General features: G+C 42.9%; 12 protein-coding genes. 3 read left to right on the forward strand and 9 right to left on the reverse strand.

From position 1 onward, the window contains the following. The first annotated feature begins 72 nt into the window (after nt 1-72). Nucleotides 73-543 carry an arginine repressor gene (locus ACKI39_RS11505; RefSeq protein WP_407400671.1) on the forward strand — a complete coding sequence of 157 codons (471 nt, stop codon included), beginning with the start codon at nt 73-75 and terminating at the stop codon, nt 541-543. Here the strand turns inward: ACKI39_RS11505 and ACKI39_RS11510 are convergent. Genes ACKI39_RS11510 through ACKI39_RS11530 form a run of 5 tightly spaced genes read right to left on the reverse strand, consistent with a single transcriptional unit; the run spans nt 540 to nt 6431 of the window. Beyond that, nucleotides 540-3125 carry an endonuclease MutS2 gene (locus tag ACKI39_RS11510; protein WP_407400673.1) on the reverse strand — a complete coding sequence of 862 codons (2586 nt, stop codon included), beginning with the start codon at nt 3123-3125 and terminating at the stop codon, nt 540-542. The two genes, ACKI39_RS11505 and ACKI39_RS11510, sit on opposite strands and share 4 nt — an antisense overlap. Then, complete coding sequence (locus tag ACKI39_RS11515) at nt 3122-3778, reverse strand: HAD family hydrolase (protein ID WP_407400675.1); 657 nt, start codon at nt 3776-3778, stop codon at nt 3122-3124. Before ACKI39_RS11515 ends, ACKI39_RS11510 begins: the two co-directional genes overlap by 4 nt. Continuing rightward, the gene (locus ACKI39_RS11520) at nt 3775-4623 is read right to left on the reverse strand and encodes a metal ABC transporter permease (RefSeq protein ID WP_407400677.1); all 849 of its coding nucleotides are present in this window, start codon (nt 4621-4623) and stop codon (nt 3775-3777) included. Before ACKI39_RS11520 ends, ACKI39_RS11515 begins: the two co-directional genes overlap by 4 nt. Beyond that, nucleotides 4620-5489: a metal ABC transporter ATP-binding protein gene (locus ACKI39_RS11525; RefSeq protein ID WP_318690086.1), complete on the reverse strand. Its 870-nt coding sequence runs from the start codon at nt 5487-5489 to the stop codon at nt 4620-4622. The genes ACKI39_RS11520 and ACKI39_RS11525 overlap by 4 nt, the downstream gene beginning before the upstream one ends. 18 nt (nt 5490-5507) lie before the next feature. Next, entirely contained in the window at nt 5508-6431 is a 924-nt protein-coding gene (locus tag ACKI39_RS11530; RefSeq protein WP_407400679.1) for a metal ABC transporter substrate-binding protein, read from the reverse strand. Between the two features lie 122 nt (nt 6432-6553). Between ACKI39_RS11530 and ACKI39_RS11535 the strand changes: the two genes are divergently transcribed. Then, on the forward strand, nt 6554-7711 hold the full coding sequence (locus ACKI39_RS11535; RefSeq protein ID WP_407400681.1) for an iron-containing alcohol dehydrogenase: 1158 nt from the start codon (nt 6554-6556) through the stop codon (nt 7709-7711). Between the two features lie 74 nt (nt 7712-7785). Here the strand turns inward: ACKI39_RS11535 and prmC are convergent, their stop codons facing one another. Further along, nucleotides 7786-8712, reverse strand: a complete 927-nt coding sequence (prmC, locus tag ACKI39_RS11540; protein ID WP_407400683.1) for a peptide chain release factor N(5)-glutamine methyltransferase — start codon at nt 8710-8712, stop codon at nt 7786-7788. A 59-nt stretch (nt 8713-8771) separates the two neighbouring features. Then, nucleotides 8772-9848 (reverse strand): peptide chain release factor 1, encoded by a 1077-nt coding sequence (gene prfA, locus ACKI39_RS11545; RefSeq protein WP_318690090.1) that lies wholly within the window; start codon nt 9846-9848, stop codon nt 8772-8774. Between the two features lie 134 nt (nt 9849-9982). Here prfA and ACKI39_RS11550 point away from each other — a divergent pair, with 134 nt between their 5' ends. Next, nucleotides 9983-10711, forward strand: coding sequence for a hypothetical protein (locus ACKI39_RS11550; RefSeq protein ID WP_407400685.1), 729 nt, complete (start codon nt 9983-9985; stop codon nt 10709-10711). Nucleotides 10712-10773: 62 nt separating this feature from the next. Here ACKI39_RS11550 and ACKI39_RS11555 read toward each other — a convergent pair whose 3' ends face one another. Continuing rightward, the gene (locus ACKI39_RS11555; protein ID WP_407400687.1) at nt 10774-13143 is read right to left on the reverse strand and encodes an AAA family ATPase; all 2370 of its coding nucleotides are present in this window, start codon (nt 13141-13143) and stop codon (nt 10774-10776) included. Beyond that, complete coding sequence (locus tag ACKI39_RS11560; RefSeq protein WP_407400689.1) at nt 13143-14261, reverse strand: hypothetical protein; 1119 nt, start codon at nt 14259-14261, stop codon at nt 13143-13145. Before ACKI39_RS11560 ends, ACKI39_RS11555 begins: the two co-directional genes overlap by 1 nt. Nucleotides 14262-14271: the final 10 nt, after the last annotated feature.

Genomic DNA, 14271 nt, shown 5'->3' on the forward strand with positions numbered 1-14271 from the left:
AATAATAGAAAACATTACAACAAATTGAGATTTATTTTGCATAAATATGCAAAATTCTGTATATTTATAGAAATGAAAGACAGACACCAGAGACTTAAGACGATTAAAAAACTCATAAAGAACAACAAAATCAAAAGCCAGGATGAATTGCTGAACCTTTTGCTTGCCGACGGTTTTGAAGTGACTCAGGCGACTCTTTCCCGTGACTTGAAGCTTATGAAGGTTGGAAAAGTCAGTGATGGAAGCAACGGCTATGTATATACAATTCAGGAAGATGAAGACCTTTCTGAAAACGACCAGATCTATGTCCGCGATTTCCTCCGTGGCTATGTCAGCATAGACTTTAGCGGCAACATGGTTGTCATCAAGACTTTTGGCGGCCATGCCGACAGCGTTTCAAATGCCCTTGATGCTATGAACATGGATGATATTCTTGGTACCATTGCAGGTGAAAACTGCATTTTCGCCTGCCTTCGCGAAGGGGTTACAGGCCACCAGTTCCTTTCAAAGCTCAAGGAAAAAATCCCTGAGCTTGAAGTTTAGTTCAGTTCAACATAGGTCTTGCCGCTTCCGCCTTCTTCCGGCCGTGCAAAGCGGTAGTCCTTTACTCCAGGGTAGTGCGCCAGGTAGTCGTGAACTGCCTGCTGCAGGATTCCGTTTCCCTTTCCGTGTACAATAGAAAAATTCCTGAAGTTCTTGATTGCGCATAGATCAAGCTGATGCTCCAGGGCACGCAATGCTTCCTCGCATCTCATTCCCAAAAGCCTGAGTTCAAATTTAGGGGCTTCGTCTTCAACAGAAGAAGTTGATTCAATGAAATAGTCTGCCGTTGATTTTTCGTAAACAGGTTTTTCTGCAGGAATCATCTGACGTTGTGGAACTTCCATTTTCATGAAGCCAATCTGAACCTGCCAGATTCCTTCTTTGACAAGCCTGACCAAAGTACCCTTGCGTTTTTCTGCGCCGCAAAGAACTTCCATCCCTTCCTTGTATTCAATTTTTGTCGGGGCGGTTTTTTTAGGTTCCTTCTGGCGCTTTGCAAATTCTGTCTGCCGTTCGTCAACGGTTGCGGTCTTAAGTGCCTCGGCATTGGAAATACGCTGCTTTGTTTTCTTTCCGTTTGTAGTGCCGTGTTCCTTTGCCTTTTTTATGCGCATGCCGTTTTCTGCAATCTTTTCTTCTTCCGACTTAAGCTTGCTGATTTCTTCTTCAAGTTCCCTGCGTTTTCTTTCAAGCTCAAGTTTCTGCTGGTCGATGGAGTCTTCAATGTCGCTTATGAATTTCTTTACGCCCTGAGTTTTTTCCTTTGTGATTTCACCTTCACGAAGGACACGGACAAGGTTTTCAAGCTGGCTTCTCGTTTCACGAAGGAATGCAAAGCTCTGCTTGTTTTCAAGTTCTTTAAGTTCAATGTCGCGTTCAAGGATTTTAATTTCACGGTTGTGGATTTTAAGTTCCTTGTTCTGAAGGTCAGTTTCCTTTATCTTCTGCTGTCTTAAAAGTTCATCAAGTTCAGAGTGTTTTGCTGTAAGTCCTTTTATCAGTGTGCTTACATCTGCCTGTTCAGTTGAAATGTAATTCTGCGCTTTCTTTACGGCTTCTTCTGGGAGGCCTGAATGGAGTGCAATATCTAGGGCGTGGCTTTCTCCAGGAATTCCCATGAGAAGATTGTAGGTTGGCCTTAAGGTTTCCGTATTGAATTCCACGCTGGCATTTACGCACTTTGGATTTGTGTAGCCGTAGTTTTTGAGTACGCCGTGATGGGTAGTTGCAATGACAAAAGAATCCTTTTCAAGAAGAAGATCCAGTGTTGCCATGGCTATGGCGCTTCCTTCAAGAGGATCCGTTCCGCTTCCAAGTTCGTCCAGAAGAACAAGGGATCTGTCATCCGCATTGTGCAATGCAAGGGCAATCTTTTTCATGCGGCTGGAGAAAGTTGAAAGGGATTCGTCTATGGACTGTTCGTCACCAATATCTGCAAAAACGGAACTGAAAATTGGAAGCCTTGTCCCTTCTTCTGCTGGAATTGGAAATCCTGCCTGGTTCAAAAGACCAAAGAGGGCAATTGTCTTAAGGGTGACTGTCTTTCCACCCGTGTTTGGTCCCGTGATGATGAGAACTTTTTTGCCCTGCATGAAAGTGATAGTGACTGGAACTGCCTTTTCTCCAAGAAGAGGATGTCTTGCCTTTGAAATGAAAGGCGGTTCCTTTTCCATGTCGCAGTCTTCTGCAAAAATTCCGTTGATGGAATTCTGCCATCTTGCCGCAGCATAGGCGCTGTCCAGAAGTACCATGCCTTTTTGTGCCTCAATGAATTCTGGTTTGAACTTTCCAAGGCTTTCTGTAAGCTCCTGAAAAATCTTGTTTATTTCAGCCTGCAACCTGTATTCTTCTTCCACAAGTTCGTTGTTGGATTTGACGATTTCATCAGGCTCAATGAAGAGTGTCTGTCCTGTTGCGCTTACTTCGTGAACGATTCCCTTTATGGAATTTTTTTGGTTTGCCCTTACAGCAAGAAGTTCTCTATCTGCCCTGAAAACAGGAACGTTGGACTGCAGTGCCTGGCTTAAATTGGAGTCTGAGGTGTATTTTCGAATGGCGTTTTCAATTTCCCTTTTGAGGGATGCAATCCTTGATCTGATTTCGCGGAGAACTGGAAGATCCTTTACTTCGCCTGTGGAAATGTCAAGAATCTTGAAAATTTCATCTGCGGCCTGACCAAGAAAAGGAATGGTGTCCATTGTCTTTGCAAGATCTGGAATCTTAAGTTCATCTCTTGCTCCGTTGATGGCGTTCCTTGTTTTTTCAACATAGGTTGCAAAAAGACCAAGGGCAAAAATCTGCTCCTGGTTCAATGCCGCACCTTCAACTCCAAAAGCCGAAAAAATTTCCTTTACTGGTGGCCAGGCAAATAGGGCCTGTGGATTGTCCGAGTTTAGGTATAGATGCCATTGCCTTCCAAGGTTTTTATAGAGGTCAATTTTTTCTTTGTTTGTTGTGCTTTCACGTTCAAGTACAGAGTCGCGTCCTTCTTCGCTTTGTGCAAAATGTGAGATTGTTTCGCGGATTCTGTAGAAATCAAAATCCTCTGCCACCTGTCCCTGTAAAAAAATGTCTTTGTTCATAGTTGTTCAATTAAATTTAAAATTTCTTCCGGCTTGTCTGCAAATGTTTTTGCTCCGTTTGATTCCAGAAGTTCTTTGCTTCTGAATCCCCAGGTAACGCTGATGCATTTGATGCCTGCATTGCGAGCCGTTGCCACATCAACTTCAGAATCTCCGATGTAGACAACTTCTTCTTTATCAACATCCATGATGCGGATGATTTCATTGGCAAGGTCAGGAAAAGGTTTTCTTTTGAATCCTTCCTTTTCTCCTACTGCCGTAGTTCCGTCTACAACTTCTGAAAAATAGAGCTGTGCAAGTTCCTTGACCTGTGGATCTGGCTTGTTTGAGTTTATTCCAATTTTGATTCCGCGTTCTTTCAGTGCAGAAATCAAATCCATTATTCCGTCATAAGGTTTTGTCTTGTTGTGCCAGTTTGTGCTGTAATTTTTTTTCATCAGTTCAACTGACCTTTCAAAGTCCTTGTTTTCTTTGCCCTGTGGAACTGCCTGTTCCATAAGGCGCGCAATTCCGTTGCCAACAAAACTGCGGACTTCATCCAAAGTGCGAGGTGGCATTCCAAGCTGTTCAAGGGTTTTGTTGCAGCTGTCGGCAAGGTCCTGAATTGTATCGAGTAGAGTTCCGTCCAAATCAAAAATAACTGCCTTGATCAATTGCTTTTCCTTAAAACTGTAAAGATGAGACATCCCATAAAAAGAACCGCATTTACAAGAACGATGGAAGCCCCGCTTGCCGTGTTGAACTGGTAGCTTAAGGCAAGACCAAGGATTCCGCTGATGAGGGATATGAGCACAGAAAGCAATGTGTATCTTCCTGTTGAACGGCTTACAAGTCTTGATGCTGCTGCAGGCAAAACAAGGAGCGAATTGATTACAAGAAGACCAGTCCACCTGATGCTTACTGTTACGATGACCGCTGTGAGCAATGCAAAAATCTGTTCGATTAAGAAGGTCTTGATTCCACGGCTTTTTGCAAAAACTGCGTGCATGGAAACAAGAAGCATCCTATTGTAAAAAATCACCCATACTACAAGAAGGACAATTGCTGCAAAAATTAAAAGAAGGATTTCTTTAGGCTGAATGCTAAGGATGTCGCCGACAAGATACTTTTGATATTTTGCAAAATTTCCTCCTGCAGAAAGAAGGACGATTCCCAAGGCGACTGCAGTGGAAGAGAAAACTCCGATGATTGTGTCGCTGGAAGATTTTCCCTTCCTTTTTACAGAGATAATTGCAAAGCTAAGAAGAAGTGAAAATGCAATCATTGAAACTGTAACATCACGGATGCCGATTATTACGCCAAGGGCAATTCCTGTAAGGGCGCTGTGACCGATGGCATCGCTGAAAAAACTCATGCGGTTGGAAACAACGGAAGTTCCGAGCATTCCAAAAAGAGGGCAGGCAATGAGGATTGCAAGAAAGGCATTCTTCATGAACATTGGAGAAAGCCATTCAAAAGGAAGCAGTGCGTCTATGAATGAATAGATCATGTTCATCATTCTTCCTCCCCGTGGTTGTGGTCGCATTCTTCTGATTCTTCATCGTCGTTGTCTTCGGGAAGTTCAATGTGTCCAAAGACATCAATGAATTCCTTGTTGCCGTAAACATCTTCAACCTTACCGATGATGGCACCGCTGTTGTTTATGAATACAACTCTGTCGGCGTGCCTTGCAACCAGATCAAGGTCATGGCTGATGAGAAGGACGGTAATGTCGTAGTCTCTTCTGATGGAGGAAACAAGTTCATAGAAAGATTTGAGTCCTGTTCTGTCTACACCGCTTACAGGTTCATCAAGCAAAAGAATGTCTGGTACAGGATGGATTGCAAGGGCAAGCATTACGCGCTGAAGTTCTCCGCCAGAAAGATCGCATACACGGCGGTTTACAAGTTCATGGGCATTTGTGGATTTTAAAATTTCCAGAACCCGTTCCTTGTCTTTCTTTCTGTGTGGAAGCCAGACAGGCCTTTTTGAAATGCAGGAGAGAACCATGTCTTCCACACTTGTTGGAGTTCCTGGTTCTACAGAAAGGGACTGTGGTACATAGCCGAAAACAGGTTTTGTCGTTGTGTACGGAATTTTTTTCTGGCAGGTGCAGTAGCGGTCATGGTCGCTGGTTCTGTCTTTTCCGCAGTGACCGGCACATCTTTCGCCTTCGTAAATTACAGTTCCCGTATGAGGAATTGTATTGAGCAAAGCCTTCATGAAAGTTGTCTTTCCCGCTCCGTTGCGTCCTACAATTGCCGTAAGTTCCCCGCAGTGGATGTGAAGGTTTATGTCCTTGAGAATATAGTCGTGACGGCCTTTTACGCTCAGACCTGCAATTCTAGTACAGCAAACATGCTGCTTACCGATTAGACATGGCATTATTCTTTTTCCGTTGTTCTATTTTGCCAAAGCTTCCTTTAAAACTTCGGCGTTCTTTTTCATCGTGTTGATATAGGAATCCTTTGCGTCATCAGCCTTGAAACTTCCTGTTACACAAGGATCAAGCTCAAAGACCTTGAGTCCTGTTTCCTTTGCGATTATATCCGCAGCACTGGAAGAATACTGTGGTTCGGCAAAAAGTGCAATTTTAGTTCCGCCTGAGACGATGGACTTGATCTGCTGAATCTGCTCTGCAAGCTCCTTTGGACTTGGTGTTTCTCCAGGTTCCCTTTCAATTACTGTTGCGATTTCAAGGTTGAATTCAGATGCAAAATATGGGAATGCTTCATGGAAGGTTATGATTTTCTGTCCTGAAAATTCATCAAGGATTGAATGCATGCTGCTTCTTAGGCTCTGAAGCTTTGCAAGGTATGCGTTTCCATTCATTACGTATTTAGTAGCATTCCGTGGATCAAGATGGGAAAGCCCCTCGACGATTCTCTGCGTTTCATGAATTGCCCCTGTTGGTGATACCCATACATGTGAATTGTTGTCTGTGAGTTCAAATCCTTCTGATGCAAGTATAAGTGAATCTTTTTTTGTTTCCAGAATTTTTTCTATGAAGTCTTCCATTCCAGAACCGTTTGCCACGAGTATGTTGCAGCTTTCAATTTTTTTCATATCTTTTGTTGTAAGCTGGTAGTCGTGAAGGCATCCTGTGTCTGGAGGTGCGAGCATGGAAAGTTCAACTCCATCAATTCCATCAGTGATATTCAATAGCAATACATAAAGTGGGTAAAAAGTGGCAGTAATTTTTATAGTGTTTTCATCAGTTTTTTCAGGCTGAACTGCAGGAGCCTTCTTTTGCGTGCAGGAAGACAACAAAACAAGCAGGGAAGCCATAAAAAATGCTATTTTTTTTCTATTAATTGTAAATGCCATGACCTAAATATAAACTTCTCTGTGGAGTATTTCAAGGGTTTTGTATAGTAATATTTCTTTATTTACCTTGACGATAAGGGGATTTACAGTCATAATATCCGCGTAAAAATTCAGGAGAATTTATGCCTAATCAGATAGCTACAAGCGCATTTTCCTTTTTTGGCAGTGGCGCTATAAAAAATTTAATGGATATCATCAAGAACCGCGATTTTCAGCGAATTCTTGTTATAACAGACGGTTCTGCTGAGGAAAGTGGAGCTGCAAAAAAGATAACATCTCTCATTGCTAAGAACAAGCTGGTTTATCAGGTTTTTGACCGCGTAAACATGGCTGCTACGGTAAATAACGTTAAGGCTGCTGTAGAAGCCGCCAAGTCATTCCGTGCTGATGTTCTTGTTGCTCTTGGATCGGGATCTGTAATGGATACGGCTAAGGCAGCTGCAGTCCTCCTTGGAAATCCAGACATCATCGATGCCCGCAAGCTTGAAGGCCGTGATAAGTCAAAGAAGCCTGCAATTCCACTCTATCTTGTTTATTCTTCAGTTGGAAATGCCCGTGGTTTTGGCTACGATGTAATGCTTGATGATGAAGCTCAGCGCAAGAAGATTGAATGTTTCGATGTTCATGCTCTTGCAGATGCCGTTATCTGTGATTCTGACATTTTTGCATCTTCAAAAGATTTTGCGGTTTCTTCAATGGCTCTCATTGCTTCTTCTGTAGAAGCTCTTGTTTGCAAGGAAGCTTGGCTCATGACAGACATCAATGCCGTAGAGTCAATCAAGATAATTGCAGAAAACGTTAAGGATGCCGTTAAGGGTACTGCTGCCGCAAATGCTGCCAAGGAACAGGTGCTTTATGGTCAGTATCTTGCAGGTCTTGCGGTTTCAAACAGCAGCGCAGGTCTTGCTACAGCAATGGCAAATGCCCTTGAAGCCGCAAACGGAGCTCCTGCAAAACTTACATCTGCACTTTTGCTTTCGGCTGTAATGCAGCACAATGCCGCAGCAAGTGGAACTAAGTATAAAGATATTGCCCTTGCCCTTGGAGCAAAAATTTCTGCTACAGCAAAGCCAGATGCCTACAGAAAGGCAGCTGTTGCAGCAGTTGAAAAACTTGCAAAGGACCTTAAGCTTCCAAAGGTAATCGAAGGACTTGAACTTACAAAGGATGATTTGGAATTCCTTGCAGACAATGTAATGAAGAGCACATTCGTTGAATCAAATCCAAAGGCTGTTACAAAGAAAAAGGTAATCGACCTTTATAAGACTCTTATAAAGTAAAAACTAGATTGAGTGAATAAAGAATCCCGCACGATGTTTTATTACATTGATGTGGGATTTTTTTTGTTTACAGCTTATTTTATGCCTGAAACATTTCTCAGCTGGCCTTCAAGGTCGTAATACAGCTTTGTGTTTTTGAATCCGTTTTCCTTCATTATTCTTTCAGTTTCTTCTGCATTGTATTCACCTGTTTCAAGGATGAGCATTCCACCTGGAATCAAGAATCTGTAGGCCTGTGGAATAAGGTTTCTGATGAGTGCAAGTCCGTCATCGGTTCCGCTAGGTTTTCCTTCAAGGGTAACATCTCCGTCCAAGGCAAGTCGTGGCTCGCTCCTTCCGTCTTTTAAAAGTTCTGTGGTTTCCGATGCCGGAACATAGGGTGGGTTTGAAACTATGATGTCGTAGATGCCAACTTTTGCATGACCAAGATTGTCAAAAAGGTTAGTCTGTACGAAATTAAATTTCTGTCTCTGTGCTTTTGAAAGAAGTCTGTCGGCATTTTCTTTTGCAACGGCAAGGGCTGCAGAACTTATGTCGCACATGGTAAAGCCCGGGAGATGTTCCTTTGAAATTGTACCGTCGGATTCGGAAAGGAATTTCATCAGGCTGATTCCAACACAACCACTTCCAGTGCACATGTCGCAGATGTTGAATATTCTTGGCTGCCTTGTATATTCATCAATTATCCAGTTGGCTGCATTTTCTACAAGAATTTCCGTATCTGGTTTTGGAATGAGAACATCAGGAGTTACATTGAAGTCGAGACCAAAGAATTCCTTATGTCCTGTGATGTAGGCAATCGGCAGCCCTGTCTTTCGTTTTGCGATAGCTTCTGCAAGTTTTGCTTCCTGTTCTTCTGTAAGTTCAAGATCCCTGTTAAAGAGGATGAATGTCTTGTCCTTCTGTAAAATCCATTGGAGTAAAACATCTGCATCAAGGGCAGGTGAAGGAGATGTGGTAAGTTTTTCTATTGCTGTCTGTTTGAACTGCTGGATTGTCATATTTTTCGGCGCTGAAATATAAAAAAAGCAGCAGATGTTTTTACCTGCTGCCTTTGTAACTATTTGTCCAGTTCGTTGAACTGTTCTTCCTTTGCGTAAACGTTGAGGGCATCAAGCATGTCGTCCATGTTGCCCATCATGAAGCCTGGAAGGTTGTGTACGCTCATGTTGATGCGGTGGTCAGTGATGCGGTCCTGCGGATAGTTGTAGGTTCTGATCTTTTCAGAACGGTCACCGTTTCCAACCATAAGCTTACGGGCTGTTGAGCGTTCCTTGTCCAGTTCTCCCTGCTTAAGGTCAAAGAGACGGGCACGCAAAACCTGCCAAGCCTTTTCCTTGTTCTTGATCTGGCTCTTCTGGTCCTGCTGAATAACAACGATGCCTGTTGGAATATGTGTCAAACGAACTGCTGAGTCTGTAGTGTTAACACACTGTCCGCCTGGTCCACCTGCACGCATAACATCTACACGAACATCGCCTGGATTGATTGTAATGTCTGCTTCTTCTGCTTCTGGAAGAACTGCAACTGTAACTGTGGAAGTCTGAAGGCGGCCCTGGCTTTCTGTTGCAGGAACACGCTGAACACGGTGAACTCCGGATTCCCATCGCAATGTTCCGTAAACGAATTTTCCGCTGATGGAAGTAACGATCTTGTTGAAACCGCCAACTTCCGTTTCCTGTGCTTCCATTGTTTCTGTCTTCCAGCCTTTGCGCTCTGCAAGGTGAATGTACATTTCCCAAACATCGCGTACGAAAAGGGATGCTTCGTCACCACCAGCGGCTGAACGGATTTCAAGGATGATGTTCTTTTCATCAAGTGGATCAGGTGGAATCAGCTTAAGCTTGATCTGTTCTTCCATCTGAGGCTTCTTTTCTTCAAGAGCCTTCAATTCCTCACGGGCCATTTCCTTCATTTCAACATCGTCTTCCATAGTAATCATTTCTGTGGAATCCTTGATGCCCTGGAGAATTTTCTTATATTCGGCATAAAGTTCGCAAACTTCTGTAAGGTAGCCGTTTTCTCTCATTGTGTCCTTGTATTTCTTCTGGTCCTTAACAAGATCAGGATCCATTACAAGTTCCTGCACTTCCTTCAAGCGCTTTTCACATTCGTCGAGTTTTTTGATTAAATCCATAGAGAAAAAATATATAGGTTTTGCCGTAAAAAATCAAATGCCGCAGCCCACCTCGTTCATTATATATTTCTTGATTTATGGAAATTTGTGAAATAAAAATATGGTTGTAGAGTATATATATGTGGAGGTGTATTGTGAAAAAGAATTTATTGAACGCTGTCAGGATATTTTCTGTCCTGTTGATGGCGGCGTTTGTTTCCTGTTCAAAAGATGACGATGAAACCGTTGTTTTGCCTCCAGCTCCTGTAAAGGGAGTCGGAAATTACATTAGGATAGTCAGAAACAGTGAATCTACGCTAAACGATGCCGTTTTCAAGATTAGTGATGGAAATAGCTTTGTTAAATATGATTATACTATGGATCTGCTGGATAACTTTACCATTTATTACGGCTGTTCCGATACTGTGAATTTGAACACAGGAAAATACATTGATACGCAAAATTCAGAAAAGACTGGAGCAAACGGACGATATGCAGCAAAGATTGTGTTCACTGAAAACGGAAAAGAGTACACCATCTATCTCTTTTCCTATTCAGAAGGCGAAACTTTTTCAGATTACATAAAGATTGCCATAGATGGAGGTCCTGAAAAAACGATAAATGTTTATGACGAGCTAAAATACAGCCTTGGAAAAAACCTTGGGAATTTTACTGTCAATGGAATTACTTCTGAACTGCTTGCCCTTGAAAATTCCGTATTGAAATCCAAAATTACAGTAAAGGCAGGAAAAGAAATCGGATCAAATAATATTCAGTGGAATCCGGTCAGTGACTTTGAAGTAAAAACTACTACAGGTAAAATACATATATTATTCAGCTACGGAAATTCTAAATATCAGATTAATCTTATAAAGCCTGAATAAACCGGCATTTTGCTGCGTAAATTTTTAAGCCTCCGGGAATTCAAACTGAATTTTCGGAGGTTTTATTTTTTCCCGATTACGACAATGGAATTTTTTACCTTCCAATTGAAATTCTGTCTTTGGGCTGTTCTTTCAAAAAGTTCCTTGAACTTCATCAGGCTGTCATGTCCGATTTTTTCAGCCATGAATTTTCCATATGCTGAATTTTTGGTGTCAAACCAGCGGTCAAGTTCGGCTTTTGAAATTTTTCTTCTCTCAACCTGGACAAAAGGAATCACATTGCAGGAAAAATCATTCGAATTGAAAAACCCTTCAATTGTATTTTCATTCCAGTTGAACAGGGGATTTTCACTGTCGCTGAAGAATTCCTTCTCCGCCTTTTCAAGTTTTTCAACGATCATAAGGTCTTCATCTGTCATTACGGATCTGGCAAATGAACTTTCTTCAACAAGGCGCGACATGTGCTGTCCGCCACAAGGAATTATCTGGCTCAAGATGATCCTGAAATTATCAGCAAGCATGCCTTTTTCTTTCAAGGCTGTAAAAGTTCCGGCTGCATTGTCCATATCATTTTTTGTGGCAAATATATTTCTTGCAAAAAATCTGTCGATTTCAATGTCTCCAAAATTTCCTATTGCATTTTCCAGGTTTCCATCTGCCCAGAGATTACCAGCCGGCTGAACTGTGTATTCCGGCTGGTCAAGTTCTGCAAGGGTAGAGGAATACTGCTTCAGTGTATCCATTCCTTTTTCTGTCCTGCAGATTCCGTAGACATGACCTTCAGGAGTTTTTCTTATTAGGTCAAAAACCAGAAGTCCGTCATCTGCATTGACCGCAAGGCATCTGTGGTGCCGTAAAATTTCTGCAGATGAAATCATTGCATTGCGGGTTTCCAGGAGAATCTCTGCACGGTTAAGTTCGGTCCTAGCCTTCCATGCATTTTCTGCACGGTTAAGGCTTGCATTGCGGTTTTTGTCTTCAGGGGTGAATGTAAGGTTTTCTTCGGTCTTTTCAAATCCTGCAAAATGACCTGCCTTTGCCCACCAGTCGGAAATAGGATTTACCGTAAGGTTTTCTGTACCGTCGGCATCTTCAAGAATAGCAGCAATCTGTGCTTCCCTGCGGCTAAGAACATCTCCGCGGATTTCGCCTTCGTATCCCTGTTCTGATGGAGTGTAGAAAACTCTGCCTGTAAGAGCATCAGGAAGATACTGCTGTGCAACCCAGTGGTCGCGGTATGCGTGAGGATAAAGGTATCCCTTGCCGTGGCCAAAGCCTTCTGCATCGCGGTTGTTGTCCTTTAAATGGTTAGGAACTTCCACATCTTCCTTTTCAACTGCAGACATGGCGTCAAAAAATGCCATGCTTGAATTTGATTTTGGAGCTGTTGCCAGGTATAGGGCTGCATGTGCAAGAAAATAATTTCCTTCAGGAAAGCCAACCCTGTCAAAGGCAGCGGCGCAGCTTTCAACAACCTGAATTGCTCTTGGATCTGCAAGCCCCGTGTCTTCACAGCTGGAAATAAGCATGCGTCTGAAAATGAAGTGGGGATCTTCTCCAGCTTTTACCATTCTTGCAAGCCAGTAACAGGCTGCATCAGGATCGCGCCCTCTAAGGCTTTTTATGAATGCGGAAATGATGTCGTAGTGATAGTCGCCGTCGCGGTCATAGAGAACAACTTTTTTCTGGATGCTTTCTTCGCAGGCTTCCTTGGAAATATAGATTTCTGATCCAACCAATGGAGGCCAGGATTCTGGCGTTGTCTCAACTGCAAGCTCAAGGGCGTTCAAAAGGGAACGGCAGTCACCGTTGGCAGTTTCTACCAGATGTTCAAGGGCACCTTCTTCAAATGTTACCTTGTAGTTTCCATAACCCCTTTCCTTGTCGTTTAGTGCCTGGGTCGCTGCAAAAATCAAATCTTCCTTTTCAAGGGATTTCAGCTGGAATACTCGGCTGCGGCTAACAAGAGCCTTGTTTACTTCAAAGAAAGGATTTTCTGTTGTGGCACCGATTAAAATTATTGTTCCGTTTTCAACCCATGGCAAAAGGGCATCCTGCTGGCTTTTGTTCCAGCGGTGAACTTCGTCTACAAAGAGGATTGTCTTCCTGCCGTAAAGATTTTTCTTGTCTTCTGCTTCCTTGATGGCATCGCGAATGTTGGCAACGCCCGTAAGGACTGCATTTAGGGTAATGAAGTGCGAGCTTGTATGGTTTGCTATTACACGGGCAAGGGTTGTTTTTCCAGTTCCAGGTGGACCGTAAAAAATTACTGATGTAAGCTGGTCTGCCTGAATGGCACGGCGTAAAAGCCGTCCTTTGCCGACAATATGACTCTGTCCGATATACTCGTCAAGGGAACGAGGCCTCATGCGGGAAGCAAGAGGCTCATGGGAATTCAATGCGGCTGACTGGAAAAGAACGTCGTCATTCATCAGTCGCCGTCGCGGTTCCAGTCGCTACCTGCAGGACAGGCGTAAAGACCTATGTTCTCGTAGGAGTCTGAGCTGGAAGAAATGGATGCATAGATTGTAGATGCGCAGTAAAGATCCGTGTTTGCCATTGGTTCATTCTGATCGTATGCATAAACCATGTAAACGTGTTCCGAAATTACGCTGTTTCCGTTGTTGCCGAATGAGTGGACTGCAATAGGTTTTTTTTCTGCGTCAAGTAGAGTTCTTTCAAGGCCACCTGTTGTTCCGTAGAAAAGATAATCTTTTGTAAGCGTAAGGCAGAGAACTCCGCTGTGAGTGTTGAAGTTTCCTGTAGTTCCTGCAGAAGGATTATCTGTATAATATATCGTGTCTGCGTAGTTTGCGCTGTTTGTAGAACCTGAAGTGTATGTTTCTGTGTAATAAATAAAAGTATCGTTTGCAGTAAGGGCATAGTATTTTGAGAAGTAATCTTTTCCTTTGAATTTTACACAGTTCATGATTGCTGATGAAGTTGTGTCACCGATACAGTATGTTGAGCTGATTGTTTCCGGAGTAGGTGCTGTAGTTCCGCTGAGTTTACAAACCTTTCCGTTGAGAGTTACATAAGCATTCCTTCCTGAAGATGCCTGGTTGTCAAAGATAATCTTTGTGTGGGGAATGTTTCCTGTTGTGCCTTCTACAAGCTGCCATTTCAATGCTGGAAAGTCTGATGCATCTGCTGCATAGACTTGTCTTTTGTAGTTGTCATTTGCTCCGTTGTCATCTTCTTCGTAGAAACTTGCAAGGGCGTATACATAAGTGTCATCAGCTGCAAGCCAGTCAACCCTGTTGCTTACATTGAAATCGCTTGATCCTGATACAGGCATGGAGAGGCTTTTCCAGTTGCCTCTTCCGATTTGACTTAGAGGTTTGTTCTCTTTGCCATACACACGGCCGTTGGCAAGGAAAAGGTGATTTCCGCTACGAACAATCCTTGAAATATCACCGTTAAGACCGCTGTTGTCGATGGCGACTTCCTTTTCGATGAGGGCATAGATATTGTCGTGGCAGGAAGTAAACAAGATTCCTGCTGTGAGAGATATTGCTGAAACAATGGCAACTAATCTATTTCTTTTCATTTTATAATCC

It is taken from the genome of Treponema sp., from assembly GCF_045641405.1.
In the GTDB taxonomy this organism is placed as follows: domain Bacteria; phylum Spirochaetota; class Spirochaetia; order Treponematales; family Treponemataceae; genus Treponema_D.